The 24,375-nt window shown below is 39.4% G+C and carries 22 protein-coding genes; 6 read left to right on the top strand and 16 right to left on the bottom strand.

The genetic code is table 11. The features are described 5' to 3' along the window. Nucleotides 1-17: 17 nt before the first annotated feature. From atpA to rpmH, 16 genes are all read right to left on the bottom strand, one after another. Nucleotides 18-1,559: a F0F1 ATP synthase subunit alpha gene (gene atpA / locus H5118_RS18385; RefSeq protein WP_004335270.1), complete on the bottom strand. Its 1,542-nt coding sequence runs from the start codon at nt 1,557-1,559 to the stop codon at nt 18-20. Nucleotides 1,560-1,573: 14 nt separating this feature from the next. Next, on the bottom strand, nt 1,574-2,107 hold the full coding sequence (gene atpH / locus H5118_RS18380; protein ID WP_004335267.1) for a F0F1 ATP synthase subunit delta: 534 nt from the start codon (nt 2,105-2,107) through the stop codon (nt 1,574-1,576). Nucleotides 2,108-2,123: 16 nt separating this feature from the next. Then, entirely contained in the window at nt 2,124-2,594 is a 471-nt protein-coding gene (gene atpF, locus H5118_RS18375) for a F0F1 ATP synthase subunit B (protein WP_004335264.1), read from the bottom strand. Nucleotides 2,595-2,635: 41 nt separating this feature from the next. Further along, entirely contained in the window at nt 2,636-2,878 is a 243-nt protein-coding gene (gene atpE, locus H5118_RS18370) for a F0F1 ATP synthase subunit C (protein ID WP_007585980.1), read from the bottom strand. A gap of 60 nt (nt 2,879-2,938) precedes the next feature. Continuing rightward, on the bottom strand, nt 2,939-3,796 hold the full coding sequence (atpB, locus tag H5118_RS18365) for a F0F1 ATP synthase subunit A (RefSeq protein WP_024597178.1): 858 nt from the start codon (nt 3,794-3,796) through the stop codon (nt 2,939-2,941). Nucleotides 3,797-3,810: 14 nt separating this feature from the next. Then, nucleotides 3,811-4,191, bottom strand: a complete 381-nt coding sequence (locus H5118_RS18360; RefSeq protein ID WP_004335240.1) for an ATP synthase subunit I — start codon at nt 4,189-4,191, stop codon at nt 3,811-3,813. 142 nt (nt 4,192-4,333) lie between these two features. After that, nucleotides 4,334-5,260, bottom strand: a complete 927-nt coding sequence (locus tag H5118_RS18355) for a ParB/RepB/Spo0J family partition protein (RefSeq protein ID WP_182749649.1) — start codon at nt 5,258-5,260, stop codon at nt 4,334-4,336. Nucleotides 5,261-5,280: 20 nt separating this feature from the next. After that, nucleotides 5,281-6,066, bottom strand: a complete 786-nt coding sequence (locus H5118_RS18350) for a ParA family protein (RefSeq protein ID WP_004335235.1) — start codon at nt 6,064-6,066, stop codon at nt 5,281-5,283. A 14-nt stretch (nt 6,067-6,080) separates the two neighbouring features. Beyond that, nucleotides 6,081-6,701 (bottom strand): 16S rRNA (guanine(527)-N(7))-methyltransferase RsmG, encoded by a 621-nt coding sequence (gene rsmG / locus H5118_RS18345; protein WP_182749648.1) that lies wholly within the window; start codon nt 6,699-6,701, stop codon nt 6,081-6,083. Between the two features lie 15 nt (nt 6,702-6,716). After that, nucleotides 6,717-8,606, bottom strand: a complete 1,890-nt coding sequence (gene mnmG / locus H5118_RS18340; protein WP_004335230.1) for a tRNA uridine-5-carboxymethylaminomethyl(34) synthesis enzyme MnmG — start codon at nt 8,604-8,606, stop codon at nt 6,717-6,719. 428 nt (nt 8,607-9,034) lie between these two features. Next, nucleotides 9,035-9,484: an FMN-binding protein MioC gene (gene mioC / locus H5118_RS18335; RefSeq protein WP_024604761.1), complete on the bottom strand. Its 450-nt coding sequence runs from the start codon at nt 9,482-9,484 to the stop codon at nt 9,035-9,037. A 1,061-nt stretch (nt 9,485-10,545) separates the two neighbouring features. Further along, nucleotides 10,546-11,910, bottom strand: coding sequence for a tRNA uridine-5-carboxymethylaminomethyl(34) synthesis GTPase MnmE (mnmE, locus tag H5118_RS18330; protein WP_007584209.1), 1,365 nt, complete (start codon nt 11,908-11,910; stop codon nt 10,546-10,548). A gap of 134 nt (nt 11,911-12,044) precedes the next feature. Further along, entirely contained in the window at nt 12,045-13,682 is a 1,638-nt protein-coding gene (gene yidC / locus H5118_RS18325; RefSeq protein WP_024597181.1) for a membrane protein insertase YidC, read from the bottom strand. An 8-nt stretch (nt 13,683-13,690) separates the two neighbouring features. After that, complete coding sequence (yidD, locus tag H5118_RS18320) at nt 13,691-13,966, bottom strand: membrane protein insertion efficiency factor YidD (RefSeq protein ID WP_004335219.1); 276 nt, start codon at nt 13,964-13,966, stop codon at nt 13,691-13,693. A 129-nt stretch (nt 13,967-14,095) separates the two neighbouring features. Continuing rightward, nucleotides 14,096-14,518 (bottom strand): ribonuclease P protein component, encoded by a 423-nt coding sequence (gene rnpA / locus H5118_RS18315; protein WP_004335217.1) that lies wholly within the window; start codon nt 14,516-14,518, stop codon nt 14,096-14,098. A gap of 7 nt (nt 14,519-14,525) precedes the next feature. Continuing rightward, nucleotides 14,526-14,660, bottom strand: coding sequence for a 50S ribosomal protein L34 (rpmH, locus tag H5118_RS18310; protein ID WP_004335215.1), 135 nt, complete (start codon nt 14,658-14,660; stop codon nt 14,526-14,528). A gap of 518 nt (nt 14,661-15,178) precedes the next feature. Between rpmH and dnaA the strand changes: the two genes are divergently transcribed. The 6 genes from dnaA to glyS all read left to right on the top strand — a co-directional run bounded on the left by dnaA (nt 15,179) and on the right by glyS (nt 24,341). Beyond that, the gene (gene dnaA / locus H5118_RS18305; RefSeq protein ID WP_004335207.1) at nt 15,179-16,561 is read left to right on the top strand and encodes a chromosomal replication initiator protein DnaA; all 1,383 of its coding nucleotides are present in this window, start codon (nt 15,179-15,181) and stop codon (nt 16,559-16,561) included. A 13-nt stretch (nt 16,562-16,574) separates the two neighbouring features. Beyond that, nucleotides 16,575-17,678 (top strand): DNA polymerase III subunit beta, encoded by a 1,104-nt coding sequence (gene dnaN / locus H5118_RS18300; protein WP_004335206.1) that lies wholly within the window; start codon nt 16,575-16,577, stop codon nt 17,676-17,678. 15 nt (nt 17,679-17,693) lie between these two features. Further along, a complete protein-coding gene (recF, locus tag H5118_RS18295) occupies nt 17,694-18,788 on the top strand; it encodes a DNA replication/repair protein RecF (RefSeq protein ID WP_024597182.1) in 1,095 nt (364 codons plus the stop codon). 12 nt (nt 18,789-18,800) lie between these two features. Then, nucleotides 18,801-21,227, top strand: coding sequence for a DNA topoisomerase (ATP-hydrolyzing) subunit B (gyrB, locus tag H5118_RS18290; RefSeq protein WP_182738746.1), 2,427 nt, complete (start codon nt 18,801-18,803; stop codon nt 21,225-21,227). A 140-nt stretch (nt 21,228-21,367) separates the two neighbouring features. Further along, nucleotides 21,368-22,270 (top strand): glycine--tRNA ligase subunit alpha, encoded by a 903-nt coding sequence (gene glyQ, locus H5118_RS18285; protein WP_004335201.1) that lies wholly within the window; start codon nt 21,368-21,370, stop codon nt 22,268-22,270. A gap of 1 nt (nt 22,271) precedes the next feature. Further along, the gene (gene glyS, locus H5118_RS18280; RefSeq protein WP_024597184.1) at nt 22,272-24,341 is read left to right on the top strand and encodes a glycine--tRNA ligase subunit beta; all 2,070 of its coding nucleotides are present in this window, start codon (nt 22,272-22,274) and stop codon (nt 24,339-24,341) included. Nucleotides 24,342-24,375: the final 34 nt, after the last annotated feature.

The raw sequence follows: 24,375 nt of genomic DNA, 5'->3' as shown, positions 1-24,375 counted from the left end.
CACCATTAATAACTAAATTACCAAGTTTGCGTAGACTTGAACTTCGTAAGAAGTTCTTTAAGCTGCGCTTCGATCTCGGCATTCAAGTTACCAGTTTCATTGATTTGAGCCACAAGCTCTGCGTATGTGCTAGTTGCATACGAAAGTAAAGCTGCTTCAAAGTCACCGATTTTCGCGATTTCGATGTCTTGAAGGAAGCCTTTTTCAGCAGCAAATAACGACAAAGACATTTCAGCAACAGACATTGGCGCGTACTGTTTCTGCTTCATTAGCTCTGTTACACGCTCACCATGCTCAAGTTGAGCACGAGTAGCATCATCAAGGTCAGACGCGAACTGCGAGAACGCAGCTAATTCACGGTACTGAGCTAGGGCTAGACGGATACCGCCACCTAGTTTCTTAACAATTTTAGTTTGTGCAGCACCACCAACACGCGATACCGAGATACCAGCATTTACTGCCGGACGGATACCTGAGTTGAATAAGTCAGTTTCTAAGAAGATCTGACCATCGGTGATAGAGATAACGTTAGTCGGTACGAACGCAGAAACGTCGCCGCCTTGAGTTTCAATGATTGGCAATGCCGTCAATGAACCAGTTTTACCTTTCACTTCACCATTAGTGAACTTTTCAACGTAATCTGCGTTTACACGCGATGCACGCTCTAAAAGACGAGAGTGAAGGTAGAATACGTCACCTGGGTATGCTTCACGGCCTGGTGGACGCTTAAGTAGTAATGAAATTTGACGGTAAGCAACTGCTTGCTTAGACAAATCATCATATACGATTAATGCGTTTTCACCACGGTCACGGAAGTATTCACCCATAGTACAGCCCGCGAACGGTGCTAAGTACTGAAGTGCCGCAGATTCAGAAGCAGATGCAACAACTACGATAGTATTTGCTAGTGCACCATGCTCTTCTAATTTACGAACTACATTTGCAATAGTAGATGCTTTTTGACCAATCGCAACGTACACACACTTAACGCCTGTGTCTTTTTGATTGATGATTGCATCGATTGCTAGTGCAGTTTTACCTGTTTGACGGTCACCGATGATAAGTTCACGTTGACCACGACCAACTGGAATCATCGCATCGATAGATTTATAACCAGTTTGAACTGGCTCATCTACTGATTTACGCTCGATTACACCTGGTGCAATTTTTTCTACAGGTTCAAACCCGTCGTTATCTAAAGCGCCTTTACCATCGATTGGAGCACCTAGTGTGTTTACAACACGACCAAGTAGACCAGGACCAACAGGAACTTCTAAAATACGACCAGTTGTATATACTTTTACGCCTTCAGTAAGGTCAGCGTACGGACCCATTACTACTGCACCAATTGAGTCGCGCTCAAGGTTTAATGCGATAGCATAACGGCTGCCAGGAAGCTCAATCATTTCACCTTGCATACAGTCAGCAAGACCGTGGATGCGGATGATACCGTCAGTAACAGATACAATAGTACCTTCGTTACGAGCTTCACTTACAACTTCGAACTTCTCAATACGTTGTTTGATCAGATCTGAAATTTCAGTGGAATTAAGTTGCATGCTCTTTTTCCCAATTACGATTGTAGTGTTGTAGCTAAGCGGCTTAATTTACCGCGAATAGTACCGTCGATTACAGTGTCGCCAGACCTAATAATAAGTCCACCAACCACTGACGCGTCTTCACTACAATTCAGCTTAACTTTGCGTGCGAAACGTTTTTCAAGTGCCGCTACCAATGACTCTTGTTGCGCAGCAACAAGAGGAGTTGCAGAAATCACATCTACTTCGATTTCTTTATCGTATTCTGCTTTAAATTCAGCAAATAACTCAGCAACGTCAGGTAGAGCTGTCAAACGTCCATTTTCAGCCATCACCTTAACTAGGTTCTGACCTTGTTCGTTGAGCTGCTCAGCACAAAGTTGAATAAATAATTCAGCTTGTGCAGTAGCTGTAGGCATACCTGCTAAAGCAGATGATGCTTGTTCATTGCTGGCTACGTGGCCTGCAAAGAACAACATATCATTCCAGCTTTCTAGAGTGCCTTTCTCAACGGCAAGTTCAAAAGCCGCTTTAGCGTATGGGCGAGCGATAGTAGTCAAATTAGACATGCTCATACCCTCCTAATTACAGCTCAGCGACAAGTTTTTCAACGATGTCACTATGTGCGGCTTGATTAATTTCACGCTCTAAAATACGTTCTGCACCAATCACTGCCAGAGTTGCTACTTGCTTACGTAGCTCTTCTGTTATGCGATTACGTTCAGACTCAACTTCAGAGTGCCCTTGAGCAATGATACTTTCACGCTCTTGCTGACCACGAAGTGTTTCTTCGTCAACAATTAGCACTGCACGCTTTTTAGCTTGATCAATGATATCAGCCGCTTGAGCTTTTGCATCTTTAAGCTGTTCAGCAGCTTTCTTTTGCGCAAGTTCTAAGTCTTTTTCGGCTCTATCAGAGGCAGCTAAACCATCTTCGATTTTTTTCTGGCGAGCTTCAATTGCACCGTTCAATGGTGGCCATACGTATTTCATACAAAATAATACGAACACCGTAAACGCAATCAATTCACCGATAAGAGTGGCGTTTAAATTCACAACCGCTCCTCCTTAAATAGTAAGCTGTTCAAAAAATAAAATTAAAGTACGAACAACAATACCATAGCGATACCAACACCAATCATTGCTACAGCATCGATTAGACCAGCAAGAATAAACATCTTAACTTGTAGCGAAGGTGCAAGCTCAGGTTGACGCGCACATGCTTCAAGGAATTTACCGCCCATGTTACCAAAACCGATTGCAGTGCCGATTGCACCAAAACCGATTAGTAAAGCTACTGCGATGTATTTTAAGCCTGTTAATAATTCTAAAGCTTCCATTTATTTCTCCAAAGTTTCAATTGTAAAGTTAAAAGTAAAAGTAAAATTGTAAATATAAAATTAGTGATTATCTGAGCTAGCCATGCTTAGGTATACGATTGTTAGCATCATAAATACGAATGCTTGCAATACAATTACTAAGATGTGGAATACAGCCCAAACAAAATGCAATGGTAATTGCATAAATCCGATAGCGCCGATCAAGATGAAAATCAATTCACCTGCATATAAGTTACCAAACAGACGTAGCGCTAATGAAAACGGTTTAGAAACCAGCGCAATCAGTTCAAGTAATAAGTTAAACGGGATTAAAAGGATTTGTAGTGCAGTATTATTTGAACTAAACGGGTGAAGTGTTAATTCTTTAATAAAACCACCAATGCCTTTTATTTTAATTGAGTAGCCTATCATTAAAATAAATACACCCAGCGCTAGCGCTGCAGTCATATTAATGTCAGTCGTTGGTACAATTTTCATGTACACATCGTGTGAATCCATACCAAACGCAGTTTCACCAACAAAACCAGCTAATGCAGGTAAAAAGTCAACCGGAATTAAATCCATTAAGTTCATTAAAAATATCCAAACGAATATTGTTAATGCTAATGGTGCAATAAGCTTGCTTTTACCATGGAAAGTATCACGTACGTTGTCACCAACAAACTCTACTACCATTTCAATGAAACATTGAAATTTTCCAGGTACACCTAGTGTTGATTTTTTAGCGGCACTACGAAAGATCCATAAAAATATAAGACCTAAACCGATAGACCATGCGAGGGTATCTATATGCCATGTCCAGAAACCACTATCCGTACATGCTTTATTGAAGGCGAGACCTGTATCGGTCGAACACATCTTAGCATTGGTCAAATGGTGCTGGATATGGCCAGATAGAGTAACTTCTTCTGCTGCCATGTTATATCCCAAAGTTAATGTTTAAAAAAAACGGGTGCGAACAATCCAGTAAAGAGCGCCAGTATATAAGTACTAAAAAAGGGTAATAAAATTACCGGAAAATGCTTCAGTACTAGCGCAAACAATACAATTGTTAGCATAAATTTTAATCCGTTGCCGCGTTTCAACGAGGCATACGCTTGATTTGCTCGACTTGCACCCATATGTCTGAATGCATAAAGACCAAATACAAAGTGCGGAAGTACTGCGACAACTCCACCAGCGAGTGATGAGAGCGCGGCATTGACTCCCGAACTAAAACAAATAATTACAGCAGCAACTAATGCTACAACACCCTGAAGGCAAATTAACTTTAATACGGCAAGTCGATATGGACTCGCTAACTTATCAGTCACGTTTAGTTAACCTTTATTGCGTTCTAATTGTTAGGGTGTGAAAACTGGCGAAATTATACTTAATCCTGCCAGTTTTGCAACTTGAGTAGACGCTTTGTAACACGAAATAGCTACAAATGTCCCTTTTTAGACATGTAGAAAACTAATGGTGGGTATTGTCTTGATTAATGCGATTTAAAATGCCGTCAAGTTCGTCCAAATTAGTATAAGAAATAACAAGCTTACCTTTGCCTTTTTTGTTGTAATTTATTTCTACTTTGGCACCTAGGTTTTCAGCGAGTTGTTGCTCTAACTGTTTAACATCTGGATCTTTTTCAGCTATTTCTTTAGCTGGCACGGGTTCTAAAATTGAACGAACTAACTTTTCGGTTTCACGAACGGTTAATGCTTTAGCAACAGCTAAACGAGCAGCATCTGATTGTGCTTCTCCCTCAAGGGCTAATAAACAACGAGCGTGCCCCATTTCAATGTCGCCATGTTCTAACAGAATTTTTACATCACTGTTTAAATTATTTAAACGAAGTAAGTTAGTTACTGTAGTGCGTGATTTACCCACCGCATCTGCTACTTGTTGATGTGTTAGTTCAAACTCATTGAGTAAGCGATTTAACGCAACCGCTTCTTCCATGGCATTTAAGTCTTCACGTTGAATATTTTCTATTAGCGCAATAGCAACTGCAGCTTCATCTGGTACGTCTTTAATAATACAAGGTACTGTTTCAAGCTTAGCTATTTGCGCTGCACGCCAACGACGCTCACCGGCGATAATTTCAAAACTATTTTGTGCAATAGGGCGCACGACTATAGGTTGAATAATACCTTGTGAGCGAATAGAACTAGCAAGCTCTTCTAGTGCCTCTTCGGACATGTCTTTACGAGGTTGATATTTACCAGAGTGTAAAAACTCGATTGGGAGTTTTTGTAATTCACTGTTATTTGGCCCAGCCGCATTTTTTACAGCTTCAGTCACGTTTGATGTGTCTTTTTCCTTGCTTGCGCTCGGTGTAGGCTTTGACGAACTTAAAAGTGCATCGAGTCCTCGGCCTAAACCTCGTTTTTTAGCAGACATGTTATTTTTTTACCTCAAAGTTAGGCGACAACGGACGCTGTTTTTTCTTTTCTACGTAACATTTCACCAGCGAGTGCTAAATATGCTTTAGCGCCACTTGATGCCCGGTCATAATACATAGCAGGTGTACCAAAACTAGGTGCCTCTGCTAAACGAACATTACGCGGGATCACCGTACGGTATACTTTGTCGCCAAAATGTTGTTTTAATTGTTCTGATACGTCATTCGCTAAACGGTTACGCGGATCGTACATAGTACGAAGTATGCCTTCAATTTGTAAGCTAGGGTTTACTAACTTAGCAAGCTGCGTAATCGTATCCATTAATGCGGTTAACCCTTCAAGTGCATAATACTCACACTGCATTGGCACTAAAATAGAATCAGCTGCGGCCATTGCGTTAACAGTTAACATATTTAAAGAGGGTGGACAGTCGATAAAAATAAATTCGTACTGATCCTGAATTTTTTCAAGTGCGTTACGTAAACGCACTTCACGGGCAAATAATTCCATAAGTTTAACTTCTGCAGCGGTTACATCACCGTTTGCAGCAATCATATGGTATTCGCCAGACGTTTCTTTGATAATAACGTCTTCTATAGGTTTATCTTCAATGAGTAAGTCGTAAATAGTTGGTACGTCGCCGTACTTATCTACGCCACTTCCCATAGTCGCATTGCCTTGCGGATCGAGATCAATTAACAGCACTTTACGTTTCGTTGCAGCCATAGACGCAGCGAGGTTTACAGCGGTTGTAGTTTTACCCACTCCACCTTTTTGATTTGCTAATGCGATGACTTTTGCCACAGTGTCTCTGATCCCTAGTCTTTAGAAAGAATAATTAAATGTCGTTGTGCATCTAACTTAGGTACTTCTAATGCAATTTTTTGCTCAAACTTAACGCCAGTAGGTAATGACTCTAGCTCTTCACTAGGGAACACACCTTTAAGCGCTATAAATTTACCCGAATGATCAATTAAGTGCGAACACCAGTCAACCATATCTTGTAATGAAGCAAATGCACGACTGAGTACGCCATCTAATTTAACACTTGGCTGATATTCTTCAACTCTTGACTGAACAGGTGTTACGTTATCAAGGCCAAGCTCATGTTTAACATGCATTAAAAAGCGAACGCGTTTACCTAGACTATCTAGTAACACAAATTGTGTGTTAGGTAATGCAATCGCTAATACAATGCCCGGAAGGCCAGGCCCTGTGCCAACATCAATATAATGATGACCGGGTAAGTGAGGTGCAACAACTAAACTATCCATAATATGCTTAATCATCATTTCTTCAGGTAAGCGTACCGAAGTTAAATTATAAGCTTTATTCCACTTATCTAATAACTCGACGTAACGAATTAGCTGTTGCTGTTGTTTTTCCGTTAGCGCAATATCAGTTTGCGCTAACAATGTAGTTAATTGTTGCTGTAACACTATGTACCCTTATCGTTACGCAGATTTGCGTAATAAGCCTTGCTTCTTCAGATACACTAATAATAGCGAAATCGCCGCTGGGGTGATACCAGAAATACGCGATGCTTGGCCAATAGTGTCTGGACGTGACTCAATAAGCTTAGCAACAACCTCATTTGATAAACCTGATACAGTTTTGTAATCAAACTCTTTTGGTAAAATTGTTTGCTCATGACGAAGCTGCTTATTGATCTCATCTTGTTGACGCGCAATATAGCCTGCGTACTTAGTATGGATCTCAACTTGTTCAAGTGCTGCTACGTTTGTAAATTCAGATCCTAAACCGTCAATAGCCATAAGATCGTTATAACGAATCTCTGGACGACGAAGTAATTCTTCTAAACTTGCTTCACGAGTTAATGGTGTTTTTAGTAATGCATTTACTTGATCAACAACAACGTGATCTTTATGAATCCACGTATCTTTAATGCGTTGCTTCTCTTTTTCGATTACTTCCATTTTTTCGTTAAATGCCTGCCAACGTTCGTCATTAACTAAACCCAGCTCACGGCCTTTTTCAGTTAAGCGAATATCTGCATTATCTTCACGAAGTAGTAAACGGTATTCGGCACGGCTAGTAAACATGCGGTACGGTTCTTTCGTACCCAGTGTTGCTAAGTCGTCGATTAATACACCCACGTAAGCTTCATCGCGACGTGGCGTCCAAGAATCTTTACCTTGCACTTTTAACGCAGCATTCATACCTGCGATTAAGCCTTGTGCACCCGCTTCTTCATAACCGGTAGTGCCGTTAATTTGACCCGCGAAAAATAAGCCTTCGATAAATTTTGTTTCTAAAGACTGTTTTAAATCACGTGGATCAAAGTAGTCATATTCTATTGCATAGCCTGGTCGACAAATATGTGCATTTTCAAAACCAGAAATAGATTGCACAATCTCAAGTTGTACATCAAACGGTAAACTAGTAGAAATACCATTTGGATATAATTCGTATGATGTTAAGCCTTCAGGTTCAACAAATATTTGGTGCTTATCTTTATCCGCAAAACGTACAATTTTATCTTCAATTGATGGGCAGTAGCGTGGACCAATACCTTCAATAACACCTGAGTACATAGGTGAGCGATGTAGGTTTTTACGAATAACATCATGTGTTTTTTCGTTGGTGTAAGTGATGTAACACGGTATTTGTTGTGGGTGATCTGATTGTTTACCCATAAATGAAAATACAGGTGTTGGCATATCACCAGGCTGTGCTTCCATTTTTGTAAAATCAACAGTACGTGCATCAATACGTGGCGGAGTACCTGTTTTTAAACGATCCACTCTAAAAGGGTGTTCGCGTAAACGTTCAGCCAATGCAATTGATGGTGGATCACCAGCACGACCGCCTTTGTAATTTTCTAAACCAATGTGTATTTGGCCACCTAAAAAAGTACCCACGGTTAAAACAACACTTGGAGCACTAAAACGTAAACCCATTTGAGTTACTACGCCAGTAACACGATCGTTTTCAACAATAAGATCATCACATGATTGTTGAAAAATCTTAAGGTTATCTTGATTTTGTAATGTTGTTTGAATAGCTGCTTTGTACAAAGCGCGATCTGCTTGTGCTCGAGTTGCACGAACAGCAGGTCCTTTTGAAGAGTTTAGTGTGCGAAATTGGATCCCACCTTTGTCAATGGCCTGTGCCATTGCACCGCCAAGCGCATCAATTTCTTTTACCAAATGACCTTTGCCAATCCCACCAATCGCTGGGTTACAAGACATTTGACCAAGGGTATCCATATTGTGAGTCAGTAGCAGGGTATTCATCCCCATACGGGCAGCTGCTAATGCGGCTTCAGTGCCAGCATGTCCACCACCTACTACGATAACGTCAAAATTTTCGTGAAAAATCATTAATGGGATCCTACTTAAATCAAACCGGTAAACTTCAAAAGGGAGCGTATTCTACCTAGAAATTGGCAGAAGATAAATGATTAAACATAGAGCAAGATCTAAGTATGTGATCTCTAATAATATAAAGGATCTTTTAAAGAGATCTTTTATTACTATTACTACTACTGATCAGCTTTTCTGTTGATAAGGTTTAGATCTTCATTTAAAACATGAAATTAGATCAGATCTAAAGGTGTTAATATGATCGGATCATCCCGCAAATAAGCTCTGATCAAAAAGGCACCTTATGCACAGGGCTGAATCAGTTGGATCTTATCCCATGGATAAGCATGCTTTAAAAAGCAGTTTATTCAATCTTTATCCACAAAATCTATTAAATTATTAGTAAATTGTGGGTAACTTTATATATAACTTTTTACTTGATCTATCTATTTTAAGCCTGTTTTGGTTATCCAAGAGTCTAACCATGCTAATGCTGTGTCTTCTGGTAGTGCTTCATCGAGAATATTAAGCTCTAAGCGTTCTGCTACTTTTATAGCGCCTTTTTGAGATAATAAGGCATCTATATTACGTCCAGCTTGGTTGTAAGTGTCATAACTGGTATCACCTAAAGCGATTACTGAGTATTTTAATTCTGATAAATCATTAGCTTGAGTCACATCTTCAACAAAGCTAATAAAGTTTTCAGGATAATCACCTGCACCATAAGTAGATGTGCAAATTAACCAAATAGTATTTTGCTGATCTATATCGCTAAATTCAGGTTGATCATGTAGTTGTGTAGTAATACCAAGGTTATTAAGCGCGTCGCTTAGTTGCTCTGCAACATACTCGGCTGATCCCATTTGGCTGCCAACAATAAGATTTACTGAACTCATGAATATTAGTGATCACATTGGTTTTAATTGCTGCCTATGATAACTGAGTGTGAGTAACAGTAAAGTTAAGAGTGCTTTTTTGTATAACTATTTTTGTGCTAATTTTACTCTTATTTGAAAGTGCCTCCTTAAGTTGTTGATATTATAAGGCTTAACAAAATATCTTTAAATGTAATCTTCTGATCAAGTTGTTGATAACAGTGGGGAAAGCTCTGTTTAAACACACCTTTTAGGTTGTTTAATAATCGCTAAGTTATTGATATTACTATTTAGTGAAAGACTTAATTGTAAATCTAGGCATAAAAAGCACAAAGTGATCATAATGTGGATATAAAGGTTGTTGATAACCTTAAATTTAGATCGAAAATAATTTTATTAAATGATCTAATTGAGCTGATCTAACGAAATTAATTAAAAATAAGCTTATAAACAGATAATTTTTAATAGATCATTAGGTTTTTCTCTGCGAGGTGGCTCAATTTACTATTTATTTGAGCTAAAAATTAGGTTTTGTGGATAAGTGATCTCAATATATTTAATTTAATGCGTATTTATAGCTGCTTTTTTTATGTATTTTGCTGGTGGATTAGTAGATCAAAAGTTTGATGCACTCAAATCTCGAGTCATTTTTATTAAAAAGCCGCATTGATCGTCTGTCCATATGTTGTATAAAGTTGATTATTTAGAGTGTTTATCGTCACGTTTTAGCTCTTAAATTGAGCAAATAACATTAGTTTTTATGAGCTAGGTAATTATAAAAAAGCTATTTATAACTAACTTTTGTGTGGAGGATAACGATTTTAAAACGTATTTTTGTTTGAAATATGTATCGGTTTTGACCTTAAAATGGGTGTTACTTGCGCTATTAATACCTTACTTAAAGGCTCTTTTCACTGTCTAATCTACATGATCTGGCTGGTAATAATTATCGCTTTGGGTATGATTTTATTGGCAGAACTGGCTGGGATTGACGGTATAAATACATATTTTATAGTGAATATTTTACATAAAAAAGAGCACCTAAGTGCTCTTATAATAAACATATATCTGTAATAAGGTGCTTATTTACCAATACAAAATGAGCTAAATATCTTGCCAAGTAAGTCGTCTGAGGTAAATTCACCGGTTATTTCGTTTAAATACTGCTGTGTTAAACGTAGTTCTTCAGCCAATATTTCACCAGCAATGTGCATTTCTAATTGTGTTTTACCTGTTTCTAAATGATACGCAGCACTCTCTAGTGCATCCAAATGACGACGGCGCGCCATAAAGCCACCCTCTGTTGCGCCTTGAAAGCCTATACAGGCTTTTAAATGCTCGCGAACAAGTTCAATACCGTCAGCATTTTTAGCACTTAAGCTGATGACCGGGTATTGTTGCTCTTGCTCCATTCCGACTATATCACCCGATAAATCAGCTTTATTTCTGATGACCGTAACCCCCATACCTTCTGGTAATTTGGCCATAAATTCAGGCCAAATTTTATGCGGGTCAGTATCTATAGTGTCAGTGCCATCAAGCATAAATAAAACGCGATCGGCTTGGTTTATTTCATCCCACGCCCGTTCAATACCTATTTGTTCTACGCGGTCAGGGCTCTCTCGTAGGCCTGCGGTATCTATAATATGCAGTGGCATACCATCTATATGTATATGCTCTCGTAGTACGTCGCGAGTGGTACCGGCTATTTCTGTTACGATTGCAGCTTCACGACCGGCTAGGGCGTTAAGTAGGCTTGATTTACCGGCATTTGGGCGACCAGCAATAACAACACGCATACCTTCGCGCATGATGCTGCCTTGTTTTGCTTGATTAGTTACGGTATTAAGCTGGGTAATAATGGCATCTAAGTCGCCTGATACCTTACCGTCTGATAAAAAATCAATTTCTTCATCAGGAAAATCTATTGCCGCTTCTACATACATACGTAAGTGAATTACTTTTTCTACAAGCGTTTCTATGTGTTTAGAAAATTCACCTTGGAGAGACTGTAGGGCGCTTTTGGCAGCTTGTTCGCTCGTAGCATTAATTAAGTCTGCGATGGCCTCTGCTTGAGTTAAATCAAGCTTGTCATTCATAAATGCGCGCTCAGAAAACTCACCAGGCTTTGCTAAACGAACGCCCTCTATTTTACTAATTTCTTTAAGTAGCATATCAAGTACTACAGGACCGCCGTGGCCTTGTAATTCAAGTACGTCTTCACCAGTAAATGAGTTAGGACCTGCAAAGTAAATGGCAATACCTTGGTCAAGTTGCTCGCCAGCTAGGCTTTTAAATGGCACGTAATCGGCGTAGCGAACTTTAGGAATTTTACCTACTACTTTTTCGGCGACACTTTTAGCAAGGCTACCTGAAACGCGAATAATACCAACACCACCACGTCCGGGGGCAGTTGCTTGTGCTGCAATTGTATCTTGATTGATCATGCTATTAATTTGCCAACGATGAGTAACTTTATGGCGGTATTGTAACCTATGAAATAAACACTCGCGAATACTCTGGTGAAAAACAGGCAATAAAAAAGGCGACCGAAGTCGCCTTTATATAAGTAGGAGCTTGGTTAGCCTCTTACTTTAATTCCTTTCTTTTCCATGCCACGGTAGATGATTAACATCTGGACAATAGAAATAAGGTTAGACACTAACCAGTAAAGAACTAAACCCGATGGGAACCATAAGAAGAATACAGAGAAGATAACCGGCATAAAGGTCATCATTTTTTGCTGCATTGGATCAGTTACCGTCATAGGCTGAAGTTTTTGCGTCACAAACATACTCGCACCAAATAAGATTGGTAATACGTAGTACGGGTCTTGTGCAGAAAGGTCTGTTAACCAAAAAATAAATTCAGCATGGCGAAGTTCAGTTGACTCTAAGAATACGTAGAACAAGGCTAAGAAAATTGGCATTTGTAGCAAAATAGGGAAACAGCCACCCATTGGGTTAACTTTTTCTTTTTTGTACATTTCCATAGTTGCTTGGCCGAACTTTTGACGGTCGTCACCAAACTTTTCTTTAAGAGCTGCCATTTTAGGCTGTAGGGCACGCATTTTTGCCATTGAAGTGTATTGCGCTTTAGTAAGTGGGTACATTAACGATTTAACGATAATAGTGATGGCAATAATTGCTACACCCCAGTTACCTAAAATGCTATGTAGCCATTTTAGCAATACAAATAAAGGTTGCGAAATAAACCATAACCAACCGTAATCTACAGTTAAGTCTAAGTCTGGGTGAATTGCTTCAAGAATATCTGACTCTTTCGGACCCATATAATAAGTAGCAGTTAGTGTTTGCTCACTACCAGCTTGAATATTTACAGCGGGATCTTTAGCACCAATAATAGCGGCATTACTTTTTGTAATTAAGCTATAAATTGTATTTGTTTGATCCTGCATTGGAACCCAAGCACTTACAAAGTAATGTTGTATAAATGCAACATAACCACCTTGCGTGTTTTTGTTTAGGTTTTTATCAGCCATATCTGAAAAACTATACTTTTCGTATGGTTCTTCGTCAGTACCGTATGCAGCACCTAAATAGTTTTGATCAACCATGCTACCTTTTTCTTGTACGGTACGCTTAATTTGCGTGTACAGCTGTACTTGAAGAGGTGCGCTGGTAGTGTTGTTAATTTTGTATTCTAAGCCTACGTCATACTGACCTTTTTTGAATACATATGTTTTAGTAAAACTAACACCATTACTATCAGTAAACTGAAGTGGAACGCGAAGCTCATCACCCGTTAAGGTATATGATTTTTGTTCGGTACTATAAGTAGGGCGACCGTTAGCTGACGCGTCAGGGCCATTTAAGCCAATTAAGCCACTTTGTGAAAAGTATTGTTTGCCACTATCAAGCTGACCAAGAAGCATATAAGGTGTTTCACTTCCTTTAGTTTCTTCGTATTGAAGAAGGTCTGTTTCAACAATGTCACCGCCTTTGGTGTCAATTTTAACTTTAAAAACGTCAGTTGTGATTTCAATAACTGAACGTTTAGCTAAAGTTGCTGAAGCGGGTAAACCTGAATCTGACGATGAAGGAATATAATCATCCGACTCTGGTGAATTTGCTTGTAGTGTTTGTGTTGTGGCACTTGGATCGGCTTTAGGCTTGTTGTAATCATTATCCCATTCTTGGAACAATAAAAACGACACTAGCATTAGGCCAATTAATAAAAACGTGCGTTGCGATTCCATAACAGCTCTTATTTCTCGTGTTGGTGGTTAATATGGGTTAATTTTTCAGGTACGGGGTCGTCTCCACCTGAATGTAAAGGATGGCATTTTAATATGCGTTTTAAAGCTAACCAACTACCTTTTATAAATCCATGCAAATTAATTGCTTGAATTGCATAATGTGAGCAGCTTGGATTAAAACGACAATGCGGACCTAACAGCGGGCTAATCCACTTTTGATAACCGCGGATAAATAACACTAAACAAATCTTAGGAAAAGCAACAAGTGGTTTAATTAACCTCATGATGTTTATGCCCCTACTTAAGTTTAGTGAGATAGATATCATGTATTTAAAGACTCAATTAGAAATTTTAAATGCATGATTAAAAGGTGAGCTAAAGATACATTAATTAACCCTGCAATTCTATTGCAATTAGGTTTGTTTATTAGATTTAGCTGATTTGTTTGGGCGTTTCTTAAAAGGTGGCGGTTTAGGTGCACCTGGTTTACAGCGTTCGTTAATTTTTCGCCATAATTTAGTAAGTTGTTTGGTTAATTCTTCATTAGACTGTTCATCAATACCACTTTTCACCATAAGCACAATATCAATATTATCGATGCTGTGTTGATTTAAACGAAAACTTTCGCGAGCGAGACGTTTAATACGGTTTCGTTGGCATGCCTTTTTTACGCGTTTTTTAGCAACAGTAAGACCTAACCGAGGTTTTTCTTGGTCATTTGGTTTAGCTAATAGAGTAAAGAAAGGAGTTGCAGCCCGAGCGGGTTCATTAAATATGCGAGAGTAATGCGAGGGAGTTAACAGACGTAACTCCCTGCCAAAGCTAAAGTCTTCCACTTATAAATTAAGCAGAAAGAACTTTGCGGCCTTTAGCGCGGCGACGTGCTAATACTTTACGGCCATTTACAGTTGCCATGCGAGCACGGAAGCCGTGTGCACGTTTGCGTTTTAAAACGCTAGGTTGAAAAGTTCTTTTCATAACAATCTCATCCGATCGGTTAAAGTTAAAACATCCTATACAGGTCGCGATCCTGGCATAGGTGCCATTGCGAGCGCGAGATATTATAGAGTAAGTAACGTAAAGTCAATCATAATTACGTTCGCAGTATATAGCCTACTTATGGTCCATAAAGAGATCATGTAGAGCGATCTGATAGGATCATCATAAATAAGAAGTTTTCCACAGCCCCTGTATAAAAAGTGAATAAAAGCGGGGGAAAAGAAAATTGGATCGTAAATTTGGTTCGCGATCTTGGTGTTATTTTGTTATGATCTCCTCTTCGGATCTAAAATAAAAACTGTTTTAAATCAGGTTGTTAATGATTTTATACATCGATATCAACAATTTTATAAAAATCAATCTTTTACTTGTGGATAAAGTGCCTTCATAATACGCGGTCTTGGGTCGCTTATTGGACCATTTGAACGCAATAAATGTATGATTTATAATCATTAATGATGTGCGGGAATAAAAATTATATCTCTGGGAGTTTAACTGTGTATCTGTCGGTTTGGCAAAGTTGTTTATATGTATTGCAAGATGAGCTGCCTTCGCAGCAATTCAGTATGTGGGTAAGACCACTACAAGCAGAAAGTACCGAAGATACCTTGACGATTTATGCACCTAATCGCTTTGTGCTTGATTGGGTAAGAGAAAAGTACCTAAATAGAATTAACGAATTATTAGTAGAAATTTGTGGTGTTGAAGCACCAAAGCTACGTTTTGATGTAGGTAGTAAGCCTTTATTAAATGCACAAGCAGCACCGGTTATAGAAACACAATCAGCACCACAAGCTTCTACAAAACAACAGCCTCGTGAGCAAAAGCCTGTTGTTGAACCTGCACCTAAGTCAGGTTACAAATCTAACATTAAAGAAAACTATACCTTTGACAGCTTTGTTGAGGGTAAGTCAAACCAATTAGCAAAAGCAGCGGCCACTCAAGTTGCCGATAATCCTGGCTCTGCTTTTAACCCTGTATTTATTTACGGTGGTACTGGTTTAGGTAAAACTCACTTATTACATGCTGTAGGTAACGGCATTATGGCAAACAAGCCAGATGCTAAAATTGTTTACATGCATTCAGAACGCTTTGTTCAAGACATGGTAAAGGCACTACAAAATAATGCGATAGAAGAATTTAAGCGTTATTACCGCAGTGTTGACGCATTAATGATTGATGATATTCAATTTTTTGCTAATAAAGAGCGTTCACAAGAAGAGTTTTTTCATACCTTTAATGCATTGCTTGAAGGCAACCAACAAATTATTTTAACCTCTGACCGTTATCCAAAAGAGATTGAAGGGGTCGAAGACCGTCTTAAATCACGTTTTGGTTGGGGATTAACAATCGCGATTGAGCCACCAGAGCTTGAAACTCGCGTTGCTATTTTGATGAAAAAAGCACAGCAAAGTAAGATTAACTTACCACATGAAGTTGCCTTTTTTATCGCCAAAAAATTACGTTCAAATGTACGTGAACTAGAAGGCGCACTTAACCGTGTAATTGCTAATGCTAATTTTACAGGTCGTCCAATTTCGATTGATTTTGTAAAAGAAGCACTACGCGATTTACTTGCCTTGCAAGATAAGCTGGTTACGATAGATAATATTCAGCGCACCGTTGCTGAGTACTACCGAATTCGAGTGTCAGATCTATTGTCTAAGCGCCGCAGCCGCTCTATAGCAAGGCCACGCCAAGTTGCCATGGCATTATCTAAAGAATTAACTAATCACAGCTTACCTGAGATTGGTGACGCATTTGGTGGACGCGATCATACGACCGTATTACACGCATGTCGTAAGATAAAATCACTACGTGACGAAAGCCACGAAATTAAAGAAGATTACCAAAACTTAATAAGAACATTGTCATCTTAGGGCTGACTTTATTATGCAAATAACAATATCAAGACAACAATTTTTAAAGCCATTGGTGCAAGTGTCGGGTGCAATAGAGCGCAAACACACGCTACCAATCTTATCTAACGTTTTGTTAGTGGTAGAAAACGGACAACTTTCAATGACGGGTACTGACCTTGAAATTGAATTAGTTTCTGGCGTATTTGTAGGTGATGATATTGCCGATACAAAACTAACGTTACCCGCTAAAAAGTTACTCGATATTTGTAAAAGTCTACCAGACGGTTCAGACATTACTTTAAGCTTGCAAGAGCACCAATTACTTTTAACCAGTGGTAAAAGCCGTTTTTCATTAACGACTTTATCAGCTGATGATTTTCCTAATTTAGAGCAGTGGGATGGTGAGGTTGAATTTCAACTAACTCGTTTAGAGCTTCGTAAGTTACTTGAAAGCACGCATTTTTCGATGGCGAATCAAGACGTACGTTATTACTTAAACGGTATGTCTTTTGAAGTAGATAATACAGACATAAAAACAGTAGCAACAGATGGTCACCGTTTAGCTATTGCACAAAAGCAATTAACGCAATCGCTTAACACTCAACGTCAATTAATTATACCTCGCAAAGGTGTGCAAGAAATTATGCGCCTTATGGTAGCTGACGACGAATTGGTAACAATTCAGTTTGGTGCTAACCATATCCGTATTATTGATATTGAGTTTACATTTACAAGTAAGCTAGTTGATGGACGCTTTCCTGATTACCGTCGTGTATTACCTCGTGGTGGCGACAAAGTAATTACAGCTAACAGAGAATGGTTACGAAATGCGTTTCAACGAGTGTCTATTTTATCGAATGAAAAATTTCGTGGTGTACGCTTAAACCTATCAAACGGTTTATTAAAAATTACTGCCAATAACCCAGAGCAAGAACAAGCTGAAGAAGTTGTTGAAGTAAGTTACGAAGGCGCGGACCTAGAAATAGGATTCAACGTGTCTTACGTATTAGATGTACTAAACACATTAAAAACAGAAGACGTACTATTTACATTAGCCGACTCAAACAGCAGTGCATTAATTGAAGGTGCAGGCGATGAAGAAGCAATGTACGTTGTTATGCCTATGCGTTTATAAGACTATAAATACATAATGAGCTTAAGTCATTTGAGCCTCAAATATTTTCGTAATATTGAGGCGCTGACGCTAGAACCAGTCAACGGCGTTAATATAATTTATGGTGAAAATGGCAGCGGAAAAACCAGCCTTTTAGAGGCTATATATTACCTTTCTCATGGCAAATCTTTTCGTACTCCAAAACACAAAAGTATTATTGCGCACCAGCAAGAGCAATTTGTAATTCACGGGCGTAAAACAATACACGATTTATCAATTCCAATTGGTATTAGTAAAACGCAAACGGGTGAGACCAATTTAAAAATTCAAGGTAAGGCGAGCCGTAAGATATCAGAACTCGCTCAACTTATGCCTGTACAAATTATTACACCAGAGAGTTATTCTTTGTTTTTTGGTGGACCTAAAGAGCGCAGAAAGTTTTTAGATTTAGGTTTGTTCCACGTGGAACATGAGTTCTTTTTTTTGTGGCAATCATTTAATAAAGTACTTAAACAACGTAATGCATTATTAAAAACTAAGCCCAAGAATTATTTTGACCAAATTAAGTTTTGGGACAAAGAATTTGTTAGACTGGCTGAAGAAATAAATAAATTAAGATTGGCGTATATAAGTAGGTTTAAGCAGCAATTTTTTGATAAAATGTGTGCAGAATTGACGCTTGTACGTGATTTAGAAATGACCTTTAGCGCAGGCTGGAAAGAGACTGAATCTCTTGCAGATGCGTTAGAGCAAAACTTTGAGCGAGATGCTCGCCAAGGGTTTACAAGTAAAGGCCCTCATAAGGCCGATTTTAGTTTTAGTGTCGCTGGCAACAGTGTGGAGAATACATTCTCACGCGGTCAATTGAAGCTATTATTGTATGCGTTGAAAGTTACGCAAAATAGCTTAATTGAGTCAGAGACAGATAAGCAATCTATATTGCTAATAGATGATCTACCTTCAGAATTAGGCGAAGATACAAAAGAGAAAGTGGGACAATTACTTGCTCACTGCAGTTCTCAAATTTTTATCTCTTCAATTTTATCTGAAAGTATTTCTGCTGTGGTGGAACCCATGCAACGAGAACTACAAATGTTCCACGTGAAACATGGCAACCTAATAACAAGATAAGTGGGATTAACCATGTCTGAGAATTATGACTCGTCGAGTATTAAAGTACTTAAAGGATTAGACGCAGTAAGAAAGCGTCCTGGAATGTATATTGGGGACACCGATGATGGCACAGGCTTACACCACATGGTGTTTGAGGTCGTTGATAACTCGATCGATGAAGCCTTAGCAGGTCATTGTGATGATATTTATGTAACGATTCACTTAGACGGTTCTGTCTCAGTTCGAGATAACGGTCGTGGTATCCCAACTTCTATCCATGAAGAAGAAGGCGTATCTGCAGCCGAAGTTATTATGACGGTACTTCATGCCGGTGGTAAGTTTGATGATAACTCTTATAAAGTATCAGGTGGCTTACACGGTGTTGGTGTTTCTGTTGTAAATGCACTTTCAGAAAAACTAAAACTGACTGTTCGTCGTGAAGGAAAGCTTCATGAGCAGTTTTATACTATGGGTGTTCCAGATGCACCTTTAGCAGTAATTGGTGACTCAGAAACAACTGGTACAGAATTACGTTTTTGGCCAAGCGCTGAAACATTCACAAATTTAGATTTTCATTACGACATTTTAGCTAAGCGTTTACGCGAACTTTCATTCCTAAACTCAGGTGTGAGCATCATCTTAAATGATGAGCGTGAAGAAAATAAATCTGACCACTTTAAATATGAAGGCGGTATTCAAGCTTTCGTAGAATACTTAAACCGTAATAAAACACCTATACATAAAGGTGTGTTCCATTTTACTCACGAACGTGAAGAAGATGGTATTAGTGTTGAAGTATCAATGCAGTGGAATGATGCATACCAAGAAAACATTTACTGTTTCACAAATAATATTCCACAACGTGATGGTGGTACTCACTTAGCCGGTTTTAGATCAGCGCTAACACGTACACTTAATAACTACATGGAAAAAGAAGGCTTTAACAAAAAAGCTAAAACAACCAGCAATGCTACCGGTGATGATGCCCGTGAAGGCTTAACGGCTGTTGTTAGTGTTAAAGTTCCTGATCCTAAGTTCTCATCACAAACTAAAGACAAGCTAGTATCAAGTGAAGTTAAATCTGCGGTTGAACAAGCAATGGCTGAAAAATTCACTGAGTTTTTACTAGAAAACCCAACTGATGCCAAAATTGTTGTAGGTAAGATTATTGATGCCTCACGTGCTCGTGAAGCGGCGCGTAAAGCCCGTGAAATGACGCGACGTAAAGGTGCAATGGACTTAGCAGGCTTACCAGGTAAGCTAGCTGATTGCCAAGAAAAAGACCCAGCCCAATCTGAACTATATATAGTGGAAGGGGACTCTGCTGGCGGATCAGCCAAGCAGGGACGTAACCGTAAAAACCAAGCTATTCTTCCGCTTAAAGGGAAAATATTAAACGTAGAAAAAGCACGTTTTGATAAAATGTTATCTTCGCAAGAAGTAGCAACACTAATTACTGCATTAGGGTGTGGTATTGGTCGTGACGAATATAACCCTGAGAAATTACGTTATCACCGTATCATCATCATGACCGATGCGGACGTGGATGGTTCTCACATTCGTACGTTACTACTAACATTCTTCTATCGTCAAATGCCTGAAATTGTAGAACGCGGTTATATTTATATTGCTCAACCACCACTTTATAAAGTGAAAAAGGGTAAGCAAGAGCGTTATATTAAAGATGATCCTGCATTAGTAGAATACTTAACGTCGCTTGCGCTTAATAATGCTGCTTTATATCCAAGTGCAGATGCTCCTGCGCTAGAAGGTGAAGCGCTAGAGAAAGTCGTTCACGATTACCAAAATACAGTTAAAGTTATTGAGCGTTTAAAGCGTAAATACCCTAACACGGTAATGGAGCGCTTAATCTACCAAACAGAGTTGAAAACTGATGACCTTTCTGACGAAGCTAAAGTAATTGCTTGGACAAAAGAGTTAGTTGATGACCTGATTGCACGTGATGAAGATGCAACTATTTTCCATGCGGGTACAGAGTTTGACGCTGAGCGTAATATGTATTACCCGGTTGTGAATATTCGTCAGCACGGTGTTGATAAAGCACATGTACTTCATTATGACTTTATTGCATCACGTGACTACCAACGCATTGCTGTGACTGGTACTAACATTGCAAACATCCTAAAAGAAGGTGCTTATATTCAACGTGGTGAGAAAACAAAACCTGTTGATAACTTTGTGGATGCTTTGGAATGGTTGATCACAGAATCTAAGCGCGGGATCTACATTCAACGCTATAAAGGACTGGGTGAAATGAACCCAAGCCAGCTTTGGGAAACAACAATGGATCCTAGTGCTCGTCGTATGTTACAAGTAACGATTGAAGATGCTGTTGGCGCGGATCAATTATTTGCCACCTTAATGGGTGATCAAGTAGAGCCTCGTAGAGAGTTTATCGAAACTAACGCTCTACGCGTAGTTAATCTAGACGTGTAAAAATATTACTTACACCGAAAAAGGAGCCTAATGGCTCCTTTTTTATTTTTTCAATTACACAAACTGCTTAAAACCTGAGTGTACACACGGTATACTAAGGGTAATTTTCACGCTACTTCTTAGATAGTAAAAAGCCAAATATGCAAAAATATGACGTAAAAACCTTTCAAGGTTTGATCCTGGCTTTACAGGATTATTGGGCGCAGCAAGGCTGTGTCATTATTCAACCACTTGATATGGAAGTGGGCGCCGGGACATTTCACCCGCAAACATTTTTAAAGTCTATTGGTCCAGAGCCAATGTCGAGCGCGTACGTTCAGCCGTGTCGTCGTCCTACGGATGGCCGCTATGGTGAAAACCCAAATCGCCTACAACATTACTACCAATTCCAAGTAGTTTTAAAGCCATCACCAGATAACATCCAAGAGCTTTACTTAGGCTCATTAGCGGCAATGGGTATTGATACCCTTACTCACGAAGTTCGCTTTGTAGAAGATAACTGGGAATCACCTACGCTAGGCGCATGGGGCTTGGGATGGGAAATTTGGTTAAACGGCATGGAAGTAACGCAGTTTACCTACTTTCAACAAGTGGGTGGCTTAGAGTGCTCACCAGTAACAGGCGAAATTACTTACGGCCTAGAGCGTTTAGCAATGTACATTCAAGGCGTAGATAGCATTTACGACCTAGTATGGGCAGACGGTCCACTAGGGCGCGTAACATACGGCGACGTGTTCCATCAAAATGAAGTAGAGCAATCTACTTATAATTTTGAACATGCAAACGTAGAAGACTTATTTGCACAGTTTGATAAGTGTGAAGCAGAAAGCCAAAAGTTAATTGAAGCTAACTTACCACTACCTGCATACGAGCAAGTAATGAAAGCATCGCACGCATTTAACTTACTAGACGCACGCCACGCAATTTCGGTAACCGAACGTCAGCGTTATATTTTACGCGTTCGTGCGTTATCAAAAGCGTGTGCACAAAGTTACTATGACAAACGTGAAGCGCTTGGTTTCCCGCTGTGTAAGGATAAGTAAAATGTCAGCACAAAATTTATTAGTAGAAATTGGCACTGAAGAGTTACCACCAAAAGCATTGCGTAAATTAGCAGAAGCCTTTGCTGCAAACTTAACTCAAGAGCTAGAAACATTAGAATTAGCACACCAAGGCGTAAGCTGGTATGCATCGCCTCGTCGTTTGGGTTTACAAGTAAAAGCGCTTGAAGCTAAGCAACAAGACAAAGAAGTTGAAAAGCGTGGCCCAGCAACAAAGGCAGCGTTTGACAGCGAAGGTAACCCAACAAAAGCAGCAATGGGTTGGGCACGTGGTTGTGGTATTGAAGTAAAAGACGCACAAACACTTGAAACCGATAAAGGCGCTTGGTTATTGCACATTGCTAAAGTAGCAGGGCAAGAAACTAAAACCCTAATGACAGATGCAATCACAAAAGCATTAAGTAAATTACCAATCCCTAAACCAATGCGTTGGGGCGCGAATAAAACACAATTTATTCGCCCTGTGCATACAGTAACTATTTTATTTGGTGATGAGTTACTTGAAGGCGAAATTCTTGGTAAGCAAATAACTAACCAGCTTCAGGGTCATCGTTTTCATCACCCAGAAAAAATTAGCATTAACCATGCAGATGACGTTTTTGACGTACTTAAATCTGCTTACGTTATTGCTGATTACGAGCAACGTAAAGCGCAAATTCGAGCACAAATAGAAGAGGCTGCAAGCGCAGTTAACGCTGTTGTTGCAATGGATGAAGATTTACTAGAAGAAGTAACATCACTTGTAGAGTGGCCAGTTACTTTAACGGCAACATTTGAAGAAGCATTTTTAGATGTACCAGCCGAAGCGTTAATTTACACCATGAAAGACGATCAAAAATATTTCCCGTTATTAGATCAAAACGGCAAACTTTTAAATAAGTTTTTGTTTGTATCTAACATCGAAAGTAAAGATCCAAGTGTGGTTATCTCTGGTAACGAAAAAGTAGTGCGCCCGCGTTTAGCCGATGCACAGTTCTTCTTTGAAACAGATAAAAAGAAAACCCTAGAAAGCCGATTAGAGTCGCTTGATAGCGTATTGTTCCAAAAGCAACTTGGTACGCTTAAAGATAAGTCTGAGCGCATTAGTGAACTTGCAGGTTATATTGCTGAGCAATTAGGTGCTGATAAAGACCTAGCACAGCGTGCAGGCTTATTAAGTAAAACTGACCTAATGACTGAAATGGTTATGGAATTTACCGACGTGCAAGGTGTAATGGGAATGCATTACGCTCGCCACGATGGTGAAGCCGAAGATGTAGCCGTAGCGCAAAACGAGCAGTACATGCCACGCTTTGCAGGGGATAACTTACCAACAAACTTAATTAGCTGCGCAGTAGCGATTGCTGATAAGTTTGACACGCTGGTGGGTATTTTTGGTATAGGCCAAGCACCTAAAGGTGACAAAGACCCATTTGCTCTTCGTCGTGCTGCTATTGGTGCACTGCGCATCATGGTAGAAAAAGAACTACCACTTGATATTTTAGACCTAGTAGCTAAATCGCAAACATTGTTTGGCGACAAGTTAACTAACTTAAATGTATCAACTGACGTATTTGAGTTTATGCTAGGGCGCTTCCGTGCTTGGTATCAAGACGAAGGTATTGAAGTAGACGTAATTCAAGCAGTGCTTGCACGTCGTCCGACTAAACCTGTTGATTTTGACCGCCGTGTTAAAGCCGTAAGCCACTTCCGTACATTAGACGCAGCAGAAGCGCTTGCAGCAGCTAATAAGCGTGTAGGTAACATTCTGGCTAAAAACGACATTACCAGCCAAGGTAGTGTTGATGAGAGCTTATTAAGCGACGACGCCGAAAAAGTATTGGCATCACAAGTAGCAAAATTTGCCACTGACCTTGCACCACTTTACGCAGATGGAAACTACCAAGAAGCATTAAGCCAATTGGCGGGTATTCGTGAAAGTGTTGATAACTTTTTTGACAACGTAATGGTTATGGCCGACGATGAAGCTGTTAAGCAAAATCGTCTTGCGCTATTAAGCCAGTTAAGCGGATTGTTTTTAGGTATTGCAGATATTTCTGTTTTACAAAAATAACACCGATTAGCAATTTTAAAAGCCAGCGTTTTGC

The organism is Pseudoalteromonas sp. SR41-1 (assembly GCF_014164015.1).
Taxonomy (GTDB): domain Bacteria; phylum Pseudomonadota; class Gammaproteobacteria; order Enterobacterales; family Alteromonadaceae; genus Pseudoalteromonas; species Pseudoalteromonas distincta.
This window is presented reverse-complemented; position numbering and strand designations above follow the sequence as displayed.

Excerpts from the sequence above, each read along its gene's own strand:
- atpA (WP_004335270.1), bottom strand. The coding sequence starts at position 1,559 with ATGCAACTTAATTCCACTGAAATTTCAGATCTGATCAAACAACGTATT.
- atpH (WP_004335267.1), bottom strand. The coding sequence starts at position 2,107 with ATGTCTAATTTGACTACTATCGCTCGCCCATACGCTAAAGCGGCTTTT.
- atpE (WP_007585980.1), bottom strand. The coding sequence starts at position 2,878 with ATGGAAGCTTTAGAATTATTAACAGGCTTAAAATACATCGCAGTAGCT.
- atpB (WP_024597178.1), bottom strand. The coding sequence starts at position 3,796 with ATGGCAGCAGAAGAAGTTACTCTATCTGGCCATATCCAGCACCATTTG.
- H5118_RS18355 (WP_182749649.1), bottom strand. The coding sequence starts at position 5,260 with ATGTCTGCTAAAAAACGAGGTTTAGGCCGAGGACTCGATGCACTTTTA.
- mnmG (WP_004335230.1), bottom strand. The coding sequence starts at position 8,606 with ATGATTTTTCACGAAAATTTTGACGTTATCGTAGTAGGTGGTGGACAT.
- mioC (WP_024604761.1), bottom strand. The coding sequence starts at position 9,484 with ATGAGTTCAGTAAATCTTATTGTTGGCAGCCAAATGGGATCAGCCGAG.
- mnmE (WP_007584209.1), bottom strand. The coding sequence starts at position 11,910 with ATGATCAATCAAGATACAATTGCAGCACAAGCAACTGCCCCCGGACGT.
- yidC (WP_024597181.1), bottom strand. The coding sequence starts at position 13,682 with ATGGAATCGCAACGCACGTTTTTATTAATTGGCCTAATGCTAGTGTCG.
- yidD (WP_004335219.1), bottom strand. The coding sequence starts at position 13,966 with ATGAGGTTAATTAAACCACTTGTTGCTTTTCCTAAGATTTGTTTAGTG.
- rpmH (WP_004335215.1), bottom strand. The coding sequence starts at position 14,660 with ATGAAAAGAACTTTTCAACCTAGCGTTTTAAAACGCAAACGTGCACAC.
- dnaN (WP_004335206.1), top strand. The coding sequence starts at position 16,575 with ATGCAAATAACAATATCAAGACAACAATTTTTAAAGCCATTGGTGCAA.
- recF (WP_024597182.1), top strand. The coding sequence starts at position 17,694 with ATGAGCTTAAGTCATTTGAGCCTCAAATATTTTCGTAATATTGAGGCG.
- gyrB (WP_182738746.1), top strand. The coding sequence starts at position 18,801 with ATGTCTGAGAATTATGACTCGTCGAGTATTAAAGTACTTAAAGGATTA.
- glyQ (WP_004335201.1), top strand. The coding sequence starts at position 21,368 with ATGCAAAAATATGACGTAAAAACCTTTCAAGGTTTGATCCTGGCTTTA.
- glyS (WP_024597184.1), top strand. The coding sequence starts at position 22,272 with ATGTCAGCACAAAATTTATTAGTAGAAATTGGCACTGAAGAGTTACCA.